Origin of the sequence: Catenulispora sp. EB89 (assembly GCF_041261445.1) — a bacterium.
Classification (GTDB): domain Bacteria; phylum Actinomycetota; class Actinomycetes; order Streptomycetales; family Catenulisporaceae; genus Catenulispora.
This window is the reverse complement of record NZ_JBGCCU010000009.1, coordinates 92,369-112,783: the sequence shown is the minus strand read 5'-3', so window position 1 is coordinate 112,783 and position 20,415 is coordinate 92,369. Positions and strand designations below refer to the sequence as shown.

The 20,415-nt window shown below is 70.7% G+C and carries 22 protein-coding genes; 11 read left to right on the top strand and 11 right to left on the bottom strand.

The genetic code is table 11. The features are described from left to right. Nucleotides 1–22: 22 nt before the first annotated feature. Both ABH920_RS20960 and ABH920_RS20955 read right to left on the bottom strand, forming a co-directional pair. Entirely contained in the window at nt 23–406 is a 384-nt protein-coding gene (locus ABH920_RS20960) for a hypothetical protein (protein WP_370350741.1), read from the bottom strand. A 118-nt stretch (nt 407–524) separates the two neighbouring features. After that, nucleotides 525–1,115, bottom strand: a complete 591-nt coding sequence (locus tag ABH920_RS20955) for a YbhB/YbcL family Raf kinase inhibitor-like protein (protein ID WP_370350740.1) — start codon at nt 1,113–1,115, stop codon at nt 525–527. Nucleotides 1,116–1,156: 41 nt separating this feature from the next. On the opposite strand from ABH920_RS20955, the gene ABH920_RS20950 reads away from it, so the two are divergent. The 5 genes from ABH920_RS20950 (at nt 1,157) to ABH920_RS20930 (ending at nt 5,793) form a co-directional block, all read left to right on the top strand. Next, a complete protein-coding gene (locus tag ABH920_RS20950) occupies nt 1,157–1,603 on the top strand; it encodes a MarR family winged helix-turn-helix transcriptional regulator (RefSeq protein WP_370350739.1) in 447 nt (148 codons plus the stop codon). 171 nt (nt 1,604–1,774) lie between these two features. Next, a complete protein-coding gene (locus tag ABH920_RS20945; protein ID WP_370350738.1) occupies nt 1,775–2,515 on the top strand; it encodes an HU family DNA-binding protein in 741 nt (246 codons plus the stop codon). Nucleotides 2,516–2,669: 154 nt separating this feature from the next. Continuing rightward, complete coding sequence (locus ABH920_RS20940; RefSeq protein ID WP_370350970.1) at nt 2,670–3,668, top strand: undecaprenyl-diphosphate phosphatase; 999 nt, start codon at nt 2,670–2,672, stop codon at nt 3,666–3,668. 118 nt (nt 3,669–3,786) lie between these two features. Next, complete coding sequence (locus ABH920_RS20935; RefSeq protein ID WP_370350737.1) at nt 3,787–3,966, top strand: hydrophobic protein; 180 nt, start codon at nt 3,787–3,789, stop codon at nt 3,964–3,966. A 96-nt stretch (nt 3,967–4,062) separates the two neighbouring features. Beyond that, nucleotides 4,063–5,793, top strand: coding sequence for a thiamine pyrophosphate-dependent enzyme (locus ABH920_RS20930; protein WP_370350736.1), 1,731 nt, complete (start codon nt 4,063–4,065; stop codon nt 5,791–5,793). A 51-nt stretch (nt 5,794–5,844) separates the two neighbouring features. Here ABH920_RS20930 and ABH920_RS20925 read toward each other — a convergent pair whose 3' ends face one another. The 3 genes from ABH920_RS20925 to ABH920_RS20915 all read right to left on the bottom strand — a co-directional run bounded on the left by ABH920_RS20925 (nt 5,845) and on the right by ABH920_RS20915 (nt 8,441). After that, nucleotides 5,845–6,294 (bottom strand): response regulator, encoded by a 450-nt coding sequence (locus ABH920_RS20925; protein WP_370350735.1) that lies wholly within the window; start codon nt 6,292–6,294, stop codon nt 5,845–5,847. 73 nt (nt 6,295–6,367) lie between these two features. Then, the gene (locus ABH920_RS20920) at nt 6,368–7,090 is read right to left on the bottom strand and encodes a response regulator (RefSeq protein ID WP_370350734.1); all 723 of its coding nucleotides are present in this window, start codon (nt 7,088–7,090) and stop codon (nt 6,368–6,370) included. Beyond that, on the bottom strand, nt 7,080–8,441 hold the full coding sequence (locus ABH920_RS20915; protein WP_370350969.1) for a GAF domain-containing sensor histidine kinase: 1,362 nt from the start codon (nt 8,439–8,441) through the stop codon (nt 7,080–7,082). Before ABH920_RS20915 ends, ABH920_RS20920 begins: the two co-directional genes overlap by 11 nt. 410 nt (nt 8,442–8,851) lie before the next feature. Here ABH920_RS20915 and ABH920_RS20910 point away from each other — a divergent pair, with 410 nt between their 5' ends. Both ABH920_RS20910 and ABH920_RS20905 read left to right on the top strand, forming a co-directional pair. After that, the gene (locus ABH920_RS20910) at nt 8,852–9,406 is read left to right on the top strand and encodes a hypothetical protein (RefSeq protein ID WP_370350733.1); all 555 of its coding nucleotides are present in this window, start codon (nt 8,852–8,854) and stop codon (nt 9,404–9,406) included. Nucleotides 9,407–9,483: 77 nt separating this feature from the next. Next, the gene (locus ABH920_RS20905) at nt 9,484–10,020 is read left to right on the top strand and encodes a DUF1453 domain-containing protein (protein ID WP_370350732.1); all 537 of its coding nucleotides are present in this window, start codon (nt 9,484–9,486) and stop codon (nt 10,018–10,020) included. 186 nt (nt 10,021–10,206) lie between these two features. On the opposite strand, the gene ABH920_RS20900 is transcribed toward ABH920_RS20905, so the two are convergent. Beyond that, complete coding sequence (locus ABH920_RS20900; protein ID WP_370350731.1) at nt 10,207–12,108, bottom strand: acyl-CoA dehydrogenase; 1,902 nt, start codon at nt 12,106–12,108, stop codon at nt 10,207–10,209. Between the two features lie 47 nt (nt 12,109–12,155). Next, a complete protein-coding gene (locus ABH920_RS20895) occupies nt 12,156–12,839 on the bottom strand; it encodes a hypothetical protein (RefSeq protein WP_370350730.1) in 684 nt (227 codons plus the stop codon). 160 nt (nt 12,840–12,999) lie between these two features. Between ABH920_RS20895 and ABH920_RS20890 the strand changes: the two genes are divergently transcribed. The 3 genes from ABH920_RS20890 to ABH920_RS20880 all read left to right on the top strand — a co-directional run bounded on the left by ABH920_RS20890 (nt 13,000) and on the right by ABH920_RS20880 (nt 14,490). Further along, nucleotides 13,000–13,416 (top strand): hypothetical protein, encoded by a 417-nt coding sequence (locus ABH920_RS20890; RefSeq protein ID WP_370350729.1) that lies wholly within the window; start codon nt 13,000–13,002, stop codon nt 13,414–13,416. A gap of 53 nt (nt 13,417–13,469) precedes the next feature. Beyond that, nucleotides 13,470–13,979 (top strand): ATP-binding protein, encoded by a 510-nt coding sequence (locus tag ABH920_RS20885; protein ID WP_370350728.1) that lies wholly within the window; start codon nt 13,470–13,472, stop codon nt 13,977–13,979. Between the two features lie 208 nt (nt 13,980–14,187). After that, the gene (locus ABH920_RS20880; RefSeq protein ID WP_370350727.1) at nt 14,188–14,490 is read left to right on the top strand and encodes a hypothetical protein; all 303 of its coding nucleotides are present in this window, start codon (nt 14,188–14,190) and stop codon (nt 14,488–14,490) included. On the opposite strand, the gene ABH920_RS20875 is transcribed toward ABH920_RS20880, so the two are convergent. The 3 genes from ABH920_RS20875 to ABH920_RS20865 form a co-directional block, all read right to left on the bottom strand. Next, a complete protein-coding gene (locus ABH920_RS20875) occupies nt 14,477–15,463 on the bottom strand; it encodes an anti-sigma factor RsbA family regulatory protein (RefSeq protein WP_370350726.1) in 987 nt (328 codons plus the stop codon). The genes ABH920_RS20880 and ABH920_RS20875 overlap by 14 nt on opposite strands. Nucleotides 15,464–15,630: 167 nt before the next feature. Further along, nucleotides 15,631–16,422: a SigB/SigF/SigG family RNA polymerase sigma factor gene (locus ABH920_RS20870; RefSeq protein WP_370350725.1), complete on the bottom strand. Its 792-nt coding sequence runs from the start codon at nt 16,420–16,422 to the stop codon at nt 15,631–15,633. 4 nt (nt 16,423–16,426) lie between these two features. Beyond that, the gene (locus ABH920_RS20865; RefSeq protein ID WP_370350724.1) at nt 16,427–16,876 is read right to left on the bottom strand and encodes an ATP-binding protein; all 450 of its coding nucleotides are present in this window, start codon (nt 16,874–16,876) and stop codon (nt 16,427–16,429) included. 173 nt (nt 16,877–17,049) lie between these two features. Here ABH920_RS20865 and ABH920_RS20860 point away from each other — a divergent pair, with 173 nt between their 5' ends. Beyond that, nucleotides 17,050–17,358, top strand: a complete 309-nt coding sequence (locus ABH920_RS20860) for an STAS domain-containing protein (RefSeq protein WP_370350723.1) — start codon at nt 17,050–17,052, stop codon at nt 17,356–17,358. Nucleotides 17,359–17,362: 4 nt separating this feature from the next. Here ABH920_RS20860 and ABH920_RS20855 read toward each other — a convergent pair whose 3' ends face one another. Next, entirely contained in the window at nt 17,363–20,356 is a 2,994-nt protein-coding gene (locus ABH920_RS20855) for a SpoIIE family protein phosphatase (RefSeq protein ID WP_370350722.1), read from the bottom strand. Nucleotides 20,357–20,415 lie beyond the last annotated feature (59 nt).

Sequence of the window (20,415 nt, the reverse complement as noted above, 5' to 3'; positions counted from 1 at the left end):
CGATCTACAGGTCCGTCAGCTGTCAGCGCGCGCCGGTGGTACCCGAGCCGTCGGTGTGCGGCACGACGCCGAGCGGGATCGCGATGCCCGGCACGACCTTCGACAGGTCGGGCTGGGCGCCGGGCACCGCCTGCAGGGTGACCGTGCCGGGGGCGCCGGCGGCCGGGGCAGCCGGAGCGGTCGTGGTCGTGCCGCCGGACACGATGCCGGTCGCTTTCCCGAGCGGGATCGCAGTCCCCACCTGCACCTTGGCCAGGTCCGGCTTGGCGCCGGGCACCGCCTTCAGCGTCGCCGCCGGCGCCGGTGCCGAGCCCGTCCCGGACGCGTAGGCCATCCCGCTGCCCGCCCCGCCGGCCAGCACGGTGGCCAGGCCGAGGACTGCCATCGTCCTGCGCTTGATGATCATCGATCCATCCCCTTCGCTTGCCTCGCCGCCGTGGACCGGCGGTGGGGCAAGCGAACCAATCGGGGCCTATCCCGAGCGTTCGGGGCGCCGATACGTTTTCGATAGGTGAGCCGGCGCCCTAGCTGCGCTCGCTCACGCCGATGAGCTGGCCGCGTGCCAGGACCGGTGCGTCGATGGCGGCGAGGAGGGCTCGGGGGCGGGTCTTCAGGACGGCGCTTCGGTCCGGGCCGTTCAGGAGGCTCTGGTTGAGCGCGTAGAGCTGGAAGACATAGCGGTGCGGTCCGTGGCCCTTGAGCGGTTCCGGTCCGTAGTAGCCGCGGCTGATGAAGGACCGCAGGAGCGTGACGCCGGGGGCCGGATTCTTCTTGTCCAGCCCGCCGGACGGCAGTTCGTGCGGGGTCTGGAGGCGGGCTTCGTCGATGGCTGCGAGGCAGTGGACGGCGGGGTTGCGGCCCAGCGGGACGTCGATGTCCTCGATGAGGAGCAGGAGTTCGGCGGTGCCGGCCGGCGGCTCGCTCCAGGCCAGGTGCGGCGAGACGTTCTCGCCCTTGACGCGGCGGCCGGAGTGGCGCGTGAGCAGGACGCCGGAGTCGGTGAAGTCGTGGCTGGAGAGCCCGATCGTGTCCGGGGCGGACAGGTTCGGCTGGTTCCAGGCGTAGGTGGCCTCGTCGGGGCGCTTGTCGCGCAGGAGGGTGCCCAGGATCGTCACGGGAAGACCTTTCAGTAGATCTTTAGGTATACTAATGACCCATGGAGAAGCGGGCAACACAAGGCGCGGCGGGCCAGGACGAGCTGGGCGAACAGCTGCGGGTCGCGATGGTGCGGCTGTATCGGCGATTCCGCAGCGAGCGTCCCGAGGGCGGCCTCGGGGACGCGGCGCTGGAGGTGCTGACGCGGCTGCACAAGCACGGGCCGAGGACGCTGACCGAACTCAGCGAGGCCGACCGCGTCTCCCCCGCTTCCATGAGCCAGACCGTGAACCGCCTCACGTCGGCGGGCTACGCGGTGCGCACCCGCGATCCGCACGACGGTCGCAAGGTTCTGTTCAGCGCCACGGCCGAGGGCGACGCGGTCGCCGGCGCCGCGCGGGCTCAACGCCACGCGTGGCTTGACCGGCGGTTGCAGGCACTCAGCGCGGAGGACCGGGCTGTTGTCGCGCGCGCCGCCGAGCTCTTCCACCAGATCGCAGAATCCTGAGAACGGTGGACTGAAAAGCGGCCGAAACGAGGCGGGGCAAGGGCTCGGCTCAGGGTCGCGCGCGCTCGATCAGGTCCTGTCCTGCCGAGCAAGCCGCACCTTCTGGACACTTTGGGATGCTACGGTGCCGAACCACAGACGTATTTCAGTTGAACAGGAGGGGACGCAGTGGTGAACAAGGCGGACTTGGCCACCGAGGTGGCGGAGCGGCTGAGCGGCACCGACCCGGACGCCCGGCAGTACGTGGACGCGGTGTTCGACGTCATCATGCGTCATGTGGCCGCCGGGGAGCGAGTGCAGATCCTCGGGTTCGGCACGTTCGACAGTGTGGAGCGGGCCGCTCGGGTCGGGCGGAACCCGCGGACCGGTGCGGCGATCCAGGTCGCGGCCAGCGTTTCGCCGCGGTTCCACGCGGGGCAGACGTTCCGGGCTCAGGTGACGGAGACGGCGCCGGCTGTTGTTGAGGTTTCGCAGGAGGCTGCGAAGCCGGCGAAGGTGAAGAAGGCCAAGACGGCTAAGGCGGCCAAGGCGGCGGACACCAAGCCCGCTGAAGCGGTGGCTGCGGTGGCTGCGGAGAAGCCCGCGAAGGCTACGAAGGCTACGAAGGCTACGAAGAAGAAGACTGCGGAAGCCGCAGAGCAGGCGCCCGCGAAGGTCGAGGCGGACAAGCCCGCCAAGGTCGTCGCCGAGAAGCCCGCCAAGGTTGCGAAGGTCGCCAAGGTCGCGAAGGTCGCGGAGAAGAAGCCCGCGAAGGCTCCCGCCAAGAAGGTCGTCGAGGTCGTCGAGACCAAGCCGACCGAGACGAAGCCGACCGCAACCAAGCAGGCCGAAGCCAAGCCGGCCAAGTCGCCGAAGGTCGCGAAGAAGGTCACCAAGAAGGCGGCCAAGCCGGCCAAGTCCGGCAAGAAGTAGGGCAGCAGGCAGGGCATCGCCGGAGTGGCGCCAAGCGGCGCCCGCTCCCCACGCCGAACGAGGGCACGGCCTTCCGCGAACCGGTTCCCAGGCCGCGCCGTCGTGCCCTACCGTGGTCGCGTCCAGCGATCCGACCACGGCCGGCGAGGTCCCGATGTCGCACCTGACCTATCCCGAGGCGATCGTCGTCGGGCTCTTCCAAGGCGTCAGCGAGCTGTTCCCGGTGTCCAGCCTGGGTCACAGCGTGCTGATCCCGGCGCTGATCGGCGGGCGCTGGGCGCGCGACCTCGACGTCTCCACGCCGGAGTCGCCGTACCTGGCGTTCATCGTCGGGCTGCACGTCGCCACGGCGCTGGCGCTGGTGGTGTTCTTCTGGCGGGACTGGCTGCGGATCGTCGGCGGCTTCCTGACCTCGGTGCGCGACCGCCGCGTCGAGACCCCGGACCAGCGGCTGGCGTGGCTGCTCGTCATCGCCACGATCCCGGTCGGCCTGACCGGCCTGGTGCTGGAGCACACGTTCCGGACGACGCTGGGGCGTCCGGTGCCGGCGGCGATCTTCCTGACGGCCAACGGCGTGATCCTCTACGGCGGCGAGCTGCTGCGGCGGCGGTCGGTGGCGACGTCCGGGGGCGCGGGCACGGCCGGCGATTCAGGCACGGCCGCGGCCGCGGCGACTGCAACGCCGACTGCAACGGCTACAGCTACAGCTACAGCCTCAGCTGACCCGGCGGCCCCATCCGGCGACCCGATCGCCTCCGACCTCCGCCTCTCCCGCGTCGGCCTCGGCGCCGGCACCCTCATCGGCTCGGCGCAGATCCTGGCCCTGCTGGCGGGCATCAGCCGCTCCGGCGTGACGATGGTCGCCGGCCTGCTGCGCGGACTCTCGCACGAGGACGCCGCCCGCTTCTCCTTCCTGCTGGCCACACCGGTCATCCTCGCCGCCGGCATCCTGAAGGTTCCGGACCTCACCGGCCCCCTCGGCAACGGCATCCACGGCCAGGTGCTCGTCGGCGCGCTGCTGTCGGGGATCGGCGCGTACCTCTCGGTGCGCTTCCTGGTGCGCTACTTCGAGACCAGGACCCTGACGCCGTTCGCCGTCTACTGCTCGCTGGCCGGAATCGCTTCTTTGGTGGTGTTCGCAGTTCGCGGCTGAGCGGCGCGTCGAAAAAAGTTGTTTGAACGGTCCAGCACGGGCCAGAAGGACGCTTCACAACGACGTAGCCGGGCTCCGGATTAATCCCCGTCGCAGCCCGCGGAAAGGATTGACCATCATGGGCGTCATTCTGCTGGTTCTTCTGTTGGCCCTCGTGCTCGGCGGCCTCGGCTTCGCCATCCACGCACTGTGGGTGATCGCCGTGATCGTGTTCGCCGCGTGGCTGATCGGTTTCGGCATCCGCCGCGGCGAGGCCGCCGCCGGTGGTGGCCGTCGCCGCTGGTACGGGCGCTGGTAGCAGCCCGCGGGGCCGGCCGGGCGACCGGCCGGCCCCGGGCACCGCGCTCGTACCGCCGGCTCTCCACCGCGAGGAGGACGCCATGAGGAGGACGCCATGACCACCGTCGCCGAACAGATCGTCACCGCCCTGGCCGACCTCGGAGTACGCACCGTGTGGGGCGTGGTCGGGGACGCGCTCAACCCCGTGACCGACGCCATCCGGCGCGAGGAGCGCGTCGAGTGGATCGGCACCCGGCACGAGGAGGCCGCGGCGTTCGCCGCGAGCGCGCAGGCGCAGCTCACCGGCACCATCGGAGTCTGCATGGGCACCGTCGGGCCGGGCTCGCTGCACCTGCTCAACGGCCTGTACGACGCCAAGAAGTCGCACGCGCCGGTGCTGGCCATCTGCGGCCAGGTGCCGTCGGCCGAGTTGGGCGCCGACTACTTCCAGGAGGTCGACAACGACGCGGTGTTCCGCGACGTCGCCGCCTTCCGGCACACCGTGACCAACGCGAGCCAGATGCCGCGGGTGCTGGAGCAGGCCGTGCAGACCGCGTACGCCAAGCCGGGTGTCTCCGTGCTCACGCTGCCCGGCGACATCGGCTCCACGGACGTCGCCAAGGACAGCGCCGTCCACATCACCCGCGTCCCCGCGCGCCTGACCCCGGACGACGGCGAGATCACCCGCGCCGTACGGCTCCTGGACGACGCCAAGACCGTGACCATGCTGGTCGGCGCCGGTGCCCGGGACTACCGCGCCTCGCTGCTGGAGCTGGCCGACCGGCTGGCCGCCCCGATGGTCCTGACGCTGAAGGCGAAGGAAGGCCTGGAGGCCGACAACCCCTTCCAGATCGGCCAGAGCGGCCTGATCGGCAACCCCGCCACCCGCGAGGCGTTCGAGAGCGCGGACGCGCTGCTCATGATCGGCACGGACTTCCCGTATCCCGAATGGCTCCCGGCGGCGACCCCGACCATCCAGATCGACTCGCACGCCGACCACATCGGCCGCCGCACACCGGTGGACGTCGGGATCGTCGGCGACGCCGGCCTGAGCATCAGCGCCCTGCTGAAGCGGCTGCGCGGCAAGGAGTCCCGGAGCCATCTGGAGCACGCGCGCTCGCACTACGAGGACTGGCAGGGCCGGCAGCGCAAGCTCACCGACCCGGACTTCGACCACAGCCTGGTGGGCAAGGTGCGCTCGCGGTTCGACAACACCGAAGCCAAGATCCGTCCCGAGGCGCTGGCCACCTTCGTCGACACTCACGCCCCGGACAACACCGTGTTCACCACCGACACCGGCATGTCCACGGTCTGGCTGGCACGCTGCGTGACGATGCGCGGCACGCGCCGGCTGATCGGTTCGTTCAACCTCGGGTCGATGGCGAACGCGTTGCCGCAGGCCCTGGGAGCCGCGGCGCTGGACCGGGGACGGCCGGTCGTCGCGTTCTGCGGCGACGGCGGCCTGACGATGCTGCTGGGCGAGTTGCTGACGGCGGTCGCCTACGAGCTCCCGGTCAAGCTGATCGTCTTCGACAACGGCCGCCTGGGCATGGTCAAGCTGGAGCAGGAGCAGGGCGGCCTTCCGGAGTTCGGGACCGAACTGGCCAACCCGAACCTGGCCGGCGTGGCCGCCGCCGTGGGCATGCCGGCGGCGCGGGTCACCGAGCCGGAGGAGTTGGAGGCCGCGGTGGTGGCGGCGTTGGCGTCGCCGGGCCCGTACTTGCTGGACGTCGTCACGAACCCCGAGGAGATCGCGCTGCCGCCGAAGGCGAGCGCCGACCAGGCTTGGGGGTTCGCCATCGCGAAGGTGAAGGAAGGGATCGTCAGCCGGGGCGCCAAGTCTTGAGCACTTGCACTGTCAGGATGGAGCTCTGGTGTACCCCCTCAAGTCAGCCGCCTAGGAACGCACTGAGGCACGAACGGTATTCAAGATCGCATCGATGTCGCTGCTCTTGTCGACGAAGGCGAACGCGCCCGCGGCAAGGGCGGCGTCACGCAAGCCGCCTCGCTCGCTCATCGCCACGACCGCGCACACGGACCCCTTGGTCAGGCCGCGCACCAGCCGAAGCCCGGAGGCGGTGTCGGGAAGGAGCAGATCCACCAAAGCCACCGATGGGCGTGTGCTGTCGGCCAGTGTCAGGGCCTGCGCAGCGTCGGCGGCATCGGCGACGATGACCAAGTCGCTCTCGAGGGTGATCGTCTCAGAGAGGGCGACGCGTACTCGGACGTCGCGGTCCACCAACAGCAGGCGGATCGGACGGGGCGCCTCGCGAGGCGGAGAGCCGTCGCCTGAGCTGGAACCCTTTCCGGAGCCGGGTGTGTCGTCGGCGAGCTTTGAACGTGCCATTCCTTCATGCTGACCGCGATCCGCTCGGCGGGCATCGGCCATATGACGGCACTGCGCGAACGGCCTGGTGCTTTCACAGGGATTGCGGGCGATCCTGTGCGATGCCTTCTTGAACCGCCCACAAGGCCGCCTGGGTACGGGAAGAAAGACCCAGTTTGGCGAGGATATCCGATACGTGGGTGCGCGCTGTGCGCTCACTCACGACCAGGGTCTCCGCGATCTGGCGGTTGGACGCGCCCTCCGCGATGAGCAGGAGGACCTCCCGTTGCCGACGAGTCAGCGTGTCGCCCGCGCGCTGGGGAGCGCGGGTCGAGTCGGCCAGTATCCGGGCCACGACGGGATCCAGATGCATCCGGCCGGCGACCGCGGCGCGGACGGCCGCGGCGACCTCGTCGGCGTCGGCGTCCTTCAGCAGGTAGCCGGCCGCGCCCGCCTCCAGGGCGCCGCGGACCTTGACCTCCTCCACGAAGCTGGTCACCGCGACCACCTCGATGGCCGGCCAACGGCCCTTGATCCGGCGGGTGGCGGTGATGCCGTCCATCCCCGGCATCATCAGATCCATGAGCACCACGTCGGGCAGGTTCCCCACCGGTTCCAGGACGGCCATGCGGTCCAGGGCTTCCTGGCCGTCCGCGGCCTCGCCGACCACCTCGATATCGTCGATCATCGCCAAGTAGGCCGAGACGCCCCGGCGCACGACGCGGTGGTCGTCGACGAGGAAGACCCGGAACGGATGAGCGGACTCGGCGGCGGACTCGGCGGCGGATTCGGTATCGGGCTCGCTGTCAGCGGACATCGTCGGCGCCTTCTTCCGGTCGGTCCCGGCGGCTGTGCGGCAGCGTCACCGTGACAGTGGTGCCGGCGCCGGGTGAACTGGCGACGGCGAACTCGGCCTCGATGGCCCGGGCCCGGTCGGACATGCCGGAGAGCCCGATACAGCCGGAATGCTCGGCATCGGCGTCGAAGCCGACACCGTCATCCTCCACGACGATCCGCAGCAGGCCCGACTCGACGCTGATCCGGACCTCCGCGTGCTCCGCACGCGCGTGCTTGACCACGTTGTTGAGCGCTTCCGAGGCGAGGCGGTAGAGGTGCTCCTCGACGCCGGATCCCAGGTCCAGCCGCCATTCGGGCCCGTCCACGGTGATCGCCACCTGGTCCCGGGCCGTCAGCGCCGCTCCCAGCTTGCGCAGCGCGGTCACCAGACCCTCCTCCGCCAGGGCGCCCGGGCGCAGTTCGAAGATGAGCGCGCGCATCTCGGCCAGCGTGCCGCGCGTCAGCTCGGCGAGCTGGGCCACCGACCGGCCCAGCGGCCCGGTGTCGTCCAGGCCCTCCTTGGCCATCGCCAATTGCGCGGTTCTGGCGTACATGGTCATGGAGAACAGGGCTTGGCTGATCGAGTCGTGCAGTTCACGAGCCAGGCGGGTGCGCTCCATCGACGCCGCCAGGCGGGCGTTCGTCACCGCGACCGCGGCCTGGTTGGCGAGGACGTCGTAGAAGGCTGACTCATCCGCCGAGGGACCCGCCACGTCGTGCGGCAGGTGCGCCCCGAAGACGCCGAACACCTCCCCCTCCCAGGCCAGCGGCGCGAAATAGGTACCCCGCCAGTCCAGCGCGGCCATGCTGGCGGCGAACTCCCTCGTGGCCGGTGCGGCGGCGATGGCCGAGCGCGCGTCGGGCAGGTAGTACGGCTTGCCGTTGAGCACATAGGACCCGCCGGGAAGCTCGTCCAGAGTGACAGAGCTGGCGGTCCAGGCGCTCCTGCTGCGGGCGCGGTCCGGGAACCCGTGCCCGCCGGCCACCGCGAGCTTGTGATCCTCCCCGATCACCACGATCCCGCAGGCCACGGCCACGGTGTACTCGACCGCGTGGCGGGCGATGCCCTGCAGGATCTCCTCCAGCGTCCCGGCTGAGACGAGCTGGGCCGTGGTCTGCGCCAGCGCTTCGACGGTGCGCTCCATGGGACGTGTGCCGCGGGCGTCGCGAAGGGTCGCCAGCCAGTGCCGCACGCCGTCGAGCTCGATGGCGGACAGGGAGCACGTCAGCTCGCCGCCGGCGGTCTCCGCCAGCGTCTCCAGGAGTTCCCGGCCGAGGAGCCGGTCGGCGGGGCGGTCCAGCATTCGGCAGGCCACCGGGTTGGCGTGCAGGAATCGGCCACCGGAATCGACGACGGCGACCCCGTCCTCGACGCTGACCAGCGCTTCTACCAGCGCCGGCAGACCCAGCGCGGCCGCGTCCGCGAGTGATTCGTTATTGAAGGAGATAGGGGCAGGCCCTCTCTGTGCGTGTCAGGCCTGACAGTACTACCTCGCGCCACCCCGCGATCTTGCGCGCTCCGACCGCCGGTCACGGGTTCGGCCGCCGACGGCCTACGTCATTACGCACAGGCACACCGCGTCGCATGACGGGGCCGTTGTCCGGTCAATGAGCCGATGGCCTGGAGCCGGCCGAGCGGGAGCCTTGAGACATCGCCACCGCGGCCGAAGAAGAGCAACCGGAACAGCAGAGCATTCCGCCGGACGAACCGCCGGCGACCACCCCGATCCAAGGAGCCACCATGTTGTCCGAACTCACCCAGGCCATGATCGTCAACGGTGCCGTCCTCGCCGCGGTCCTCGAAGCCGACCTCGGCGGCCACCGCAAGGTCGGCCGGATGCGCATCCTGCGGCCGCTGGTCCTCGCGGCCGGCGTCGTCCCGCTGTTCCTGGACTCCCCGGCCACCCACGGATCCGGTCTCGTCCTGGAGATCAGCGCGGCGGCCTTCGGCGTCCTGTGCGGGCTCATCGCCATCACCCAGATGAAGATCTACCGCAGTCCCAGCACCGGCAAGCCGGTCAGCCGGGCCGCGGCGCCGTACGCCGCGCTGTGGATCGCTGTCGTCGGTGCCCGCGCCGCCTTCTCATATGGCTCAGTCCACTGGTTCCCCAGCCAGCTCACCGACTGGGCGAGCCGGGAGAACGTGACCAGCGCCGCCATCACCGACGGACTGCTTTTCATGGCCGTGGCCATGCTCGTGACCCGCACCGTCGGCATGGCCGCCCGCGCCTCCACCCTTCCCGCCGGCCGGTCTGCCTCGCAGCAGGCCAATGCCCCGGCCACCGCGCGCATCTGACGCCGCAGCTCGCGCTCTGACTCCACCCGACTCCACCCCGCGACTCCACCACCAGCCCCGCACGCCAGGAGACCACCATGTTCGATGTCGTACTGATCATCGCCGCTGTCGGCTACGTCATGGCCCGCCGAGTGGCCGGAGAGGCGGCACAGGCCAAGCGGATGCTGGTCCTGCCGGCGGTCCTGGTCGCGCTGGGATTCTCGGATGTGTCCAAGGCCGGCCACAGCCCCGCGGCCCTGGCCTTCCTGATCGGCACCGCGGTCGTCAGCATCGCGTTCGGAGCCCTGCGCGGCCTGAGCACCAGGCTCTCCGAGAAAGACGGCATCGCCTACGTGCACTACACCGGAGTGACCATCGCCCTGTGGGTGGCCAACCTGGCAGCCAAGTTCGGACTCAACGCAGTGTTCAAGACCGTGAACCCGCACGCCGCGGCGAGCTCAGGCAACAGCCTCCTGCTGACCCTGGGCGCCGGGATGTTCCTCGAAGGCGCGGTCACCCTCTACCGGGCGATGCACACCAGCAGCAAGGTCATCTGGGCCAAAGGCAAGGACGGGCAGCCACACACCACCTCCCCCTACCTGGATGACCTGCAGAACCGCTGGGCAGACCACTGAGGCCTGACACCAGGCTCCCCGCCCGACACCGGCCGGCCCATCTCATTGCGGGCCGGCTGTCTGCTTGCTCGCCTCGAATGTGCTTGTGAGGTTCATCAACACCGCACGAGGCGCGCTCGGTGCTGCTGATCCAGGCCCGGGCCGCCGGCGTCTGCGTCAGCGTCGGCGCGGCATCTTGGCGCAGGCTCAGTCTTCGAGCATCGGCGCAGCCAGGTACTGCTCAGGGATCCCAAAAGCATCCACCAACGTCCGCGCATACGGCCGCAGCTCCGCACACAGCGCGTTCACCGCGGCGATGACCGCCTTCGCTCGTCCCGCGCTCAGGCGGCCGTGCTCCAGGAACCAGGCTCGGTCCGCCTCGATGTTCGCCAGCGCGTAGAGGTCGCAGACGCGTTCCAGCAGGGCCTTCGCGTTCGGGTCCGAACAGCGGCTGATCGCGCGGACGAACGCCTCCAGCACCAGGCGGTCGACGTGGACGCGGCCAGCGCGCAGGACGTGGTCCTGGGCTGCGTTGAAAACCTCGAACGGGTCCTTTCCTGCTTTGCGCAGGCGGTCTGCGACGCCTTCCAGTACGTGCTGCTCCCGGTCCTCGAACAGCTTCAGCTGCCAGTCCCTGTCGGCCAGCGCCTCGCGGTCGTCGCCCTCGGTCAGGCGGTCGACGACCTTGCGGGCGGCGGTGCGCTCGGCCACCGCGCCGAGGACGCGTTCGGCGACGAAGCGGGCCGTCGCCAGTGGGCTGAGGTTCTGGAAGGAGTCCTTGTAGCCGGTCAGGAGGCCCTTGGCGACCAGTTGGAGCAGGACCGTGTTGTCGCCCTCGAAGGTGGTGAAGACGTCGGTGTCGGCCTTCAGCCCGGGCAGCAGGTTCTCGGCGAGGTAGCCGGCGCCGCCGCAGGCCTCGCGGGCGGCCTGGATGGTGGCCGTGGCGTGCCAGGTGTTGGCGACCTTCAGCCCGGCGGCCCGCGACTCCAGCTCGCGCTGGTCCTCCTCGGGCGCGTCGGCGGCGGTGTCGTGGAGTGCGGCGACCAGCTCCTCCTGCGCGAAGTGCAGCGCGTAGGTGGTGGCCAGGGCGGGCAGCAGCTTGCGCTGGTGGCCGAGGTAGTCGAGGATCACGACCTCCTCGCCGTCCGGCTTCGTGAATTGCCGGCGCTGCTCGGCGTAGCGCACGGCGAGGGCCAGCGCGCGCTTGGTCGCGCTGCCGGCGCTCCCGCCGACGCTGACCCGGCCCCGGATCAACGTCCCGAGCATGGTGAAGAAGCGGCGCGCGTCGCCCTCGATCGGGCTGCTGTAGCTGCCGTCGGGGGCGACGTCGCCGAAGCGGTTGAGCAGCGCCTCGCGCGGGATCCGGACCTGGTCGAAGGCCAGGCGGCCGTTGTCGACGCCGTTGAGGCCGGCCTTGGGGCCGCAGTCCTCGATGGTGACGCCGGGCGCCGGATCGCCGGCGTCGTCGCGGATCGGCACGAAGAAGGCGTGCACGCCTCGCGACTCGCCGCCGGTGACGAGCTGCGCGAACACCACAGCCGCGCGACCGTCGCGCGCGGCGTTCCCGATGTACTCCTTCATGGCGCCGCGATCGGGGGTGTGGACGACGAACTCCCCGGCGGCCGGGTCATAGGTCGCGGTGGTCCGCAGGTGCTGGACGTCAGAGCCGTGACCGTGCTCGGTCATCGCGAAGCAGCCGAGCAGATCCAGGTCCTTGATACGGCGCAGGTACCGCTCGTGGTGCGGCTGAGTGCCGAGCAGCTGCACAGCGCCGCCGAACAAGCCCCACTGCACGCCGGCCTTGACCATCAGCGAGAGGTCGCCGAAGCCCAGCATCTCGAACGAGACGACCGAGCCCCCGACGTCTCCCCCGCCGCCGTAGGCCTTGTCGAAGCCGAGCCCGGGACGGTCGGTCGCGGCGAGCGCCTGGAGCTGGTCCAAGACCCGGGCTCGGTGCGCTTCCACGCCGAGGTCGACGGCGTCGCGGTAGGGCTCGGCGGCCATCTGGGCTCGGATGTCGGCGCGCAGGTGGGCCCAGCGGCCGTCCAGGACGGACGTCAGGGCGGACGCCAGGGCGTGCGGATCGACGGCTGCGGGCAGCGGCGGCATAGGGCATTCCTCCGTTCTGGAGCGGCTGATGCCGCTCTGGTGCTTTTCTACAGGCCCTCGACGTCCACCGGCGGCAGATCCTTGATCTCGTCCTTGGACAGTCGCACGGCCACGCCGTCCGCGTCGATCCCGGTCACGTCCCGGATGGGGATCGCGACACGCTTGCGGCCCCACAGGTGGCCCTCGTCGAGGAGCACGTGGCTCACCTCGCTCTCCGGCGGCAGCACGATCAGGCCCCGGACCCGCCCGATCTCGCCGTCGACGGCGTGCACGCGCTCCCCGCGACGGACGCTCACCTCGCCGGCCGGAAGGCGCTCCACGGTCGTGGTCGCGGGCTGCGGATCGACGCCCGGCGCGAAGCCGACCAGCGCGGGCGACGGCGCGAGGCCGTAGAACGGCCACTCCAGGACCCGGTCGCCGCGCCCCGATCCGGTGATCCCGGTGGGTTCGGTGAGTCCGGTGGGCTCGGCGCCGGGCTGGAAGAAGGTCCGCATCGCGGGTTCGAACTCCTCGAACCGGGCGCGGGTGCAGTTCAGCTCCACGCCGTCCGGGCCGGGGACGGCGAGGTGCACCGGCACCAGGCGCGGCTCGGTTTCAGCGTCGTCGGCGCGCACCACGAGGTGCGTGAGCTTGTCGGCGATCGGATCGACGACCACGAACTCCACCTCGCCGCACTCCTCCCCGGCGCATCGGACGCGGCTGCCTATCACGTACTCGAGGGTGTCCTGCATCTCGGAAGTCCTCTCTCTCGCTTGTCGTAAGGACCGTCTGTGTCCAGAACCGAGACCGGCAAACAACCGGGGCCGGCGAACAATCAAGCCGAACCCGGCTGTTAGACGATCAAGAAGCCGGGCACCGGGTGACCCAGGCAGCGATGATCAGGGAGCAGACATGGGAATGTGGAAGGCCAGGAGGAGGCGGGCCGCGTACTCACGGCTGGTCGCGCAGGTGTCCGGACACGATGTGGTCTGGGCCGCTGAGGAAATCGTCGGCGGCGCCTGGATGGCCGGGCTGACCGAGGCGGAGCGGCAGGCGGGCGCGCGGCACGCTTCCGGATCGGGATGCAGCGAGCGGGACAGCAAGCTGCGGGAGTTCATCGAGCGCGAGCGCGTGGTGTGGGAGCAGGCCGAACGCATCCGCACGCTGGAGATCCTGGAGGACCGGGATCGGCTCGCGGCGGCGGCTCGGGCGATCGCCGATACCGGGAAGGCCGGGGCGGTCCGGGCGGCGGTCCGGGAGGCCGAGCAGCTCGGCGAGGAGAGCCGGCTCCGTTTGGCGCACGAGATCCGGGACATTCCGTTGCACTGACGACGGCGAAACCCGTCGCCGCGTTCGGACCGGCGAGGATGGAAGGGACGACCATGCAGCAATCGCGCTCCACCGGATCAGCCGCCCACACCACGGCAGACCGCCAGGCACGCGGCGCGCGGCGTGGAACCCCGCCCTCCGGGGAGCCCCGAAACGCGTGCGAGCCCCGAGCCAGCTCCCTGTCGTGGTCCTTCCCCGGCACCCCGGCCGACGTCGCCTGCTCGCGGCACTGGCTGGCGATGGCGGCGACCGAGATGTGGGGCGACTGCGACGACACCGACCGCCTCGTGCTCGCCTACAGCGAGATCGCGACCAACGCGGTCGTGCACGGCGCCGGCCCGGTCACCGTCGCGGCCCAGATCTGCCCGACCAGCGCACGCTGTGAGATCGCCGACCAGTCCTCGCGGCTCCCGAGGGCCCGGCACGCGGCGCCGGCCGACGTCGGCGGGCGCGGGCTGGAGATGGTGCAGCTGACCGTGGACCGGCTCCAGGTCGCTGCCGACCGGGCCGGCAAGACCGTCTCCTTCGAGGTCGGGCGACAAGCCGGGCGACAAAAGGGATAGACGGGATAGACCTTCTCGGTCACCGCTCGCAGGCATTACCTGTGCGCCATTTCATGGCTCTTCTTTGCATAATATCCACAGTTTCATTTCCCTGGATCGGGTATCAGGGGTGAGGCCGCAAGCCGGCCACTGAATACGGGGACCGTGTTCCTACGAAGATGTCGCACACCCGCGGCATCCGGTTCAATGCCGAGAAAGGATCTCTCTGGTGACCACTGAGACCCGCACACGGTTCTACCACCGACGCGCGCCCGGCGACCTGGTCTTCCTGGCGACCGCGATCATCGCGATCATCATCATCGGCCACATCATCTTCGTCCTGCTCAACGCGAACGGCGGCAACGACATCGTGAGCACGGACGCCGACTGGGCGGCCTGGTTCGCGACCTGGTTCCTGAATCTGTTCACGCCCGACAGCCACGATTTGAACGTGGTGTTGAATTACGGTCTGGCCGCGGTGTGCTACCTGCTTCTGGGCGGAATCCTCCGCCGGCTCATCAATGATCTGTAATTCCTAAGCGGGCCCGGACTGTGGTCCCCCTTCCCGGTGCCGACCGGATCTGTAACAGGTCGCACACCTGGTTGGCGATCCACAGTCCGGCCTTCCCGCCGACGAGCACGGAGGGTCGGCGCCGGCCGACCAGCGGATCGGTGATCACGCCGTCGTCCCGCACCTCGCACACCAGGCTCTGGCCGTCGCGCCATAAGCGCAGGATCCCCGCTCCCCCGCCGTACTTGATGCTGTTGGCCGCCAGTTCGCTGACGACCAGGACCGCGTTGTCGGTCCCGCGCTTGTCGACCGCCGGCTCCGCGAACTCCGCGACCCGGTCGCGGAGCTCTCCCAGGCTCGCCAGGTCGAAGAAGATCTCCCACACCGGCCCCGGCGGTTCTTCCAGCGGTTCGTCGAAGGCCGGGGCGGTCCCGGCGCCGGCGCCCGCGCCGAACTGCGGATAGGTGGCGCTGGGCGTCCGGATGTCGTCGACGAAGACGTGGGGATGAGCGGCGTGCGCGCGCTCGATCACCGGCCCGGACAGCGCGTCGACGTCGTACGGACACAGCAGCCACCAGCCCGGGCCGTCGTCGAACGCGGTGTTGAGCAGCACCTCGTGCCGCTGGCACTCGGCCACCTCGCTCGATGTGCGGGCGGCCCAGATCGGCTCGCCGATCCCCCGGAACCCGCGCGTGCCGGACGCGTGCCGGTCGACCCATTCCTGCCACGCCGGGATGATCCGCGCGGGATTGCGGCCGACGGTCTCCATGGTGAGAAAGCCGACATGCTCCGCGTCGCGGCCCAGCGCGTCCCGCAGCAGCGTGGCACGGGGTTCGACGACCGCGACCAGCACGGTCTCGTCGGCGTCCAACGCGCCCCGCACGAAGGCGGTGGTGCCCGCCACGAAGTGCTCATCACCGGAGTACAGGAACGCCTCATGGCGGAACGACTCCGCGGCGACGGGGTCCTGAGCAGCGAAGGGAAGCCTGCTCATGCTTTCACCTCACACAGACGACGGGCCGACGGCATGTTCTTCAAGACTCGGAGTCGGCCGACGTCCTTCCGCGGTCCGGGTTCCGACACCGGACCGCGCCGTCAAGCGACACTGTCCTCGGATTACCACTTCGGCGCGCGTTAAACGAACAGGTGGGCGAGCAGTGCTCAGCGCTCGGCCTCGACGCCCTTCCGCAGGTCTCCGAGGATCCGCGAAAGCAGCCGGGAGACCTGCATCTGCGAGACCCCGAGTTCCTCGGCGATCTGCACCTGGGACATGTTCCGGAAGAAGCGCATCAGCAGGATCCGCTTGTCGCGTGGGCTGAGCTCGGCGAGCAGCGGCTTGAGCGCTTCCCGGTTGACGACCAGCTCGAAGCCGGGGTCGTCGTCGCCGAGCAGGTCGCCCAGGCTCGCGCCGTCGCCGTCGGACATGGCGGTGGGCACGTCCAGCGACGCGGCGTGGTGCGCGGCGCCGGCCTCATAGGCCTCCGCGACCTCGTCGGCCGACAGCTCCAGCCGATGCCCGATCTCGGCCGCGCTCGGCGGGTGGCCGAGCTCCTGGGTCAGCTCACGCTCCGCGGCCCGGACCGCCAAGGCGTTCTCCTGCACCCTGCGGGGCACGTGCACGTCCCAGGTGGTGTCCCGGAAGTGGCGCCTGACCTCGCCGGCGATCATCGGCGTGGCGTAGGTGAGGAACGCCGCGCCGTAGTCGGGGTCGAAGTTGTCGACGGCCTTGACCAGGCCGAGGTACGCGACCTGCTCCAGGTCCGACTGCGCTTCGCCGCGCTGACGGAACTTGCCCGCTATATAGCGCGCGTAGGACATGTACTCGCCGATGACGTGCTCGCGCAGCGAATCGTATTCGGGATCGTCGGGCGGCATCCTTCGGAGACGGACCAGGGCGGCGCGGGCCGCGGCGCGTTCACGCGCGTAGTCGTCGGGTGTGGCGGGGGTGTCCATCGCCTCAGCTCCCGGCCGTACGGCGTTTCACGATCTCCACGTGCACGGTCGGGCCGTCCACGCGCCAGACGATGTCGTCCACGAGCGCGCTGAGGATCGTCCAGCCGAAGTCGTCGTCCGCGGGCCGCGCGACGTCCTGGGCCTGGCGGCTGAGCACGACGCGGAGCTCGGCGGCCGCCAGGATGAAACGGCACTCCAGGTCCCCGGCGCCGGGGTCCCGCCGGTCGCCGACGGTGTGCCGGAGCATCAGGCCGCTCGCCTCGTCGACGGCCAGGCGCAGGTCGGCGACCTCAGACAGCGTGCAGCCGAACTTGGTGGCGACGTGTGCGCTGGCCGATCGGATGACGGCCAGGTAGTCGGGGTCCGCGGGCACCCGGACCAGGACCGTTTCCGGCTCGGCCGTGGCTTCCGAGACCGTCGACGACGTCCGGTCGGACTGTGATTCAGGATCCATCTGTGCTCTCCGCCCTGTCTCTTCGGGGTCAGCTTACCCACGAAGTGTGAATCACGAGAAGTAGTTCATGTATCAGTTGACAGAGCCCGCGGCGATGCCGAAAGCTGGTGTCCGCTACCGTCGGCTCGACGCCGGAGGGGATTCAGATACGGGGTCGAGGGCTAGGAGCCGCCATGGAGTTCTCTTGTACCGCGAAGCAGTTCGCGGACCACGTGCTGCTCACCGTCGTCGGGGACGTCGACCTCGCCGCGCACGGCCGGTTCCAGGCCGACGTCGAGCAGGCTTGGGACGGCTCGTCCGATCTCGTCATCGACTGCTCCCAGGTCACCTTTCTGGACTCCATGGGGCTGCGGGTCCTCGTGCACGCCATGCAGCGCGCCTCGGCGAACAGCCGCGTGATCACGCTGGCGGCGCCGTCCCAGCCGGTACTGCGGGTGCTGGAGCTGGCCGGGGTCAAAGAGCTCTTCACGGTGACCGCGTAGCCGCTCACCGCACCTCGACCCCGACCAGACACGTGTCGTCGTCGGTGTCGGCGTTGCTGTGCAGGAGCAGGTGCTCCAGCTGCCCCTCCAGCGAGTCGATGTCCGGCTGGACCAGCTTGAGCAGGTCCGACAGCGACTCCTCGATGTCGCGGTCCCGGCGTTCGATCAGGCCGTCGGTGTACATCAGCAGCCTGTCGCCGGGCTGGAGTTGCAGCACCTGCTCCTCGTAGCGGGCTTCTCCCAGCGCTCCCAGCAGTATCCCTTCGGGCGTCGGCGGGACGGCGGTGACGCCGTCCCGGACCAGCAGCGGCGGCGGGTGCCCGGCGCGCGACCAGCGGAACACGCGGTCTTCGGGGTTGTAGATGCCGCAGATGACAGTGGCGGTGACGACGTTGCCGGACAGGTGGTGGGCGACCGTGCCGAGCCAGTTGAGCATCTGCGACGGGGTCGCGCCGGTCGCCGCGAGGCCGCGCAGGGCGTTGCGGAGCGCCACCATCTCGGTGGCGGCGTCGATGCCGTGGCCGGCGACGTCGCCGACGACCAGCAGGATACGGCCGTTCGGCAGGACGACGGCGTCGTACCAGTCGCCGCCGACCAGGTGGCCCTTCTCAGCCGGCCGGTACCTGGTCGCTATCTGCAGGCCCATGGCGTCGATCAGGGTCGGGGCGACCGGCATGATCGCGCGCTGCAGGCGCAGGGTCAGGCGGTTGCTCTCCTCGACCTCGCGCTCGCTGTGCTCCAGCCGGTCGCGCGTGGCGGCCAGGGCGATCTCGGTCCAGTGCTGCGCGGAGACGTCCTGGCAGGCGCCGCGCACGGCGGTCATGGTGCCGTCTTCGAGCACGGGCTCGGCGACGATGCGGATGTAGCGCTGGACGCCGTCGCCGCGCTGGAGGCGGAAGGCGGCGGAGGCGTGGGTGCGGTGGTGAAGGACGGTGCGGACGAAGCGGGAGATCGCGGCGACGTCGTCGGCGTGCGCGTGGGCGGCGAGTTCGCGGATCGGGACCGGCTGCGCGGTGCCGGGCAGGGCGAACAGCTCGAACAGCTCGCCGCTCCAGGTGACCTCGCCGGTGAGCAGGTTCTCCTCGAAGCCGCCCAAGCGGCCCAGGCGCTGGGCGTGCTGGAGGAGGCGAGCCAGGCGGGTTTCCTCGTCCTCGGGGTGCCAGGTGAGGACCAGGCTGGGGCCGAGGCGGCTGATGCCGACGGTGAGGGAGGTGGAGACCGGGATGCCGGCGATCAGAGCTCGCAGGACGACGCGGTCGTGGTGGAAGGGTTCGCCGGTGGCGTGGACGTGCTCGATGCGTTCGTAGAGGCCGCCGTCCTCGGCGGACAGAGGGTAGGCCTGGAGGAACGGCGTGCCGAGGATCGCCGCGGAGGGGCGGCCCACGGGGTCGACGAAGCGGCGGTTGGCATGGACGATGCGGAAGTCGGCCAGGACGCCGGCGGCATCGTACTGCGGTTGCAGGACGAGGGCCGGTTCGAGGAGGCCGTCGAGGAGGTCGCTGAGGCCGGGGGCGACGGGGGCGGGGCCTTGGCCGGGGGCGCCTGGGCCGTTGCCGTTGTGGCCGTTGTAGCCGCTCTGATTCTGTCCGCTCTGTCCGCCCTGTCCGCCCTGGCCGCCGGACGGGCCGAATCCGCCGGGCTGATCCGCGGGCATGATGTCGAGCGTGTGCGCGCAGAGCTCGGCCAGCGCCTGGAGCTGGCGGTGCACCGGCTGCGGCAGCTCACCGACCGGGCCCGGCCAGCAGACCTCGAGCACACCGAGCAACCGCCCGCCGAGCTGCGCCGGAATCGCGACGCGGACGGCGTCGGGGCCGAGCGTACGCTCACCAATGCTCGGCGCCCGGTCAGGACCCTTGCTCCAGTGCGTGGCACGGGTACGAATGGCGCGCCGCGCCGCGGTCTCGACGCCGGGCGGAGTCTGATACCAGCTCCGGGCCTCGGCGGCGGCGAAACCGGAGTACCCGGCCAGGAGCAGCGAGCCATCGGCGGCCAGCGCCCAGACCGCGACCGCGACAGCGCCGAGCGGCTCCAGCGCCTGCCGATGCAGCGAGCCGGCGGCGGCGTGCACGTCGGAGGCGGTGAGCACGCCGGCCTCGGCGGCCCGCAGCCGCACATTCAGCGCCTGCGCGCCGGCGGTGGCCCGCCGCGGATCCGAGACACTGGCGCGCGCCACCTCACCGAGCGGATCGCCAGCGATCTCGTTGACGATGTCAGCCGCCAGCTCGACGACCGGCACCCCACTGCGCTCGGCAAGCTCCTCCAACTGGCGCGCGGCAGCGGCCGGCGCGATGTGCAGGCGCTCCATGAGGATGCCGCGCGCGAGAGCGATCAGGACCCGGACATCGGCGCTGGACTCGGCGTCATGGAGGAGGGACTGGAGGCGGCCGACGGTCGCGGCGAGGCGACCGATGCCGGCGGCGGGCTGCCCGGCGGGGAGGGTGGTGGTAACGGTGGCGGGCGCCGCTGGGAGATGCGCGGCGGCGAGCATTTCGACCCGGGCGCCGGCGAGGACATCGGCTTGCGCGTCGGTGGGCTCGGCGGCTTGCGCGCCGGCAGACTCAGCATCTTGCGAGCTTGGCCCGGCGGCTGCTTGCGCATCGGCGAGCCCACCAGTAGGTGCACCAGTTGGCACGGCGATCTGCGAGCTCGTCCTGGCACCGGCTTGCGCACCAGCGAGCCCATCAGTGTGCGCACCAGTTGGCGCCGCGATCTGCGAGCTCGGCCCGGCGACGGCCTGAGCGGCAGCACGCGGGTCGGGCGCAGCGGTCGCCTGCGCATCGGCGAGCGCGCCGGCGGGCTCGGCGGCCTGCGCACCGACTGGCGCACCAGCGAGCCCATCAGCGGGTGCACCAGTTGGCGCCGCGGTTTGCGAGCTCGGCCCGGCGGCGGCCTGAGCGGCAGCACGCGGGTCGGGCGCGGCGGCCGCCTGCGCATCGGCGAGCGCCGCGTTCGGCTCGGCGGTGGCTTCCGAACTCGGCCCGGCGGCGTCCTCCGGCATGGGCCGTGCTCCTTCCGCCGGCGGGCGTGCTGCTGTGTGGTCGGGGCCGTGCGGGGTCG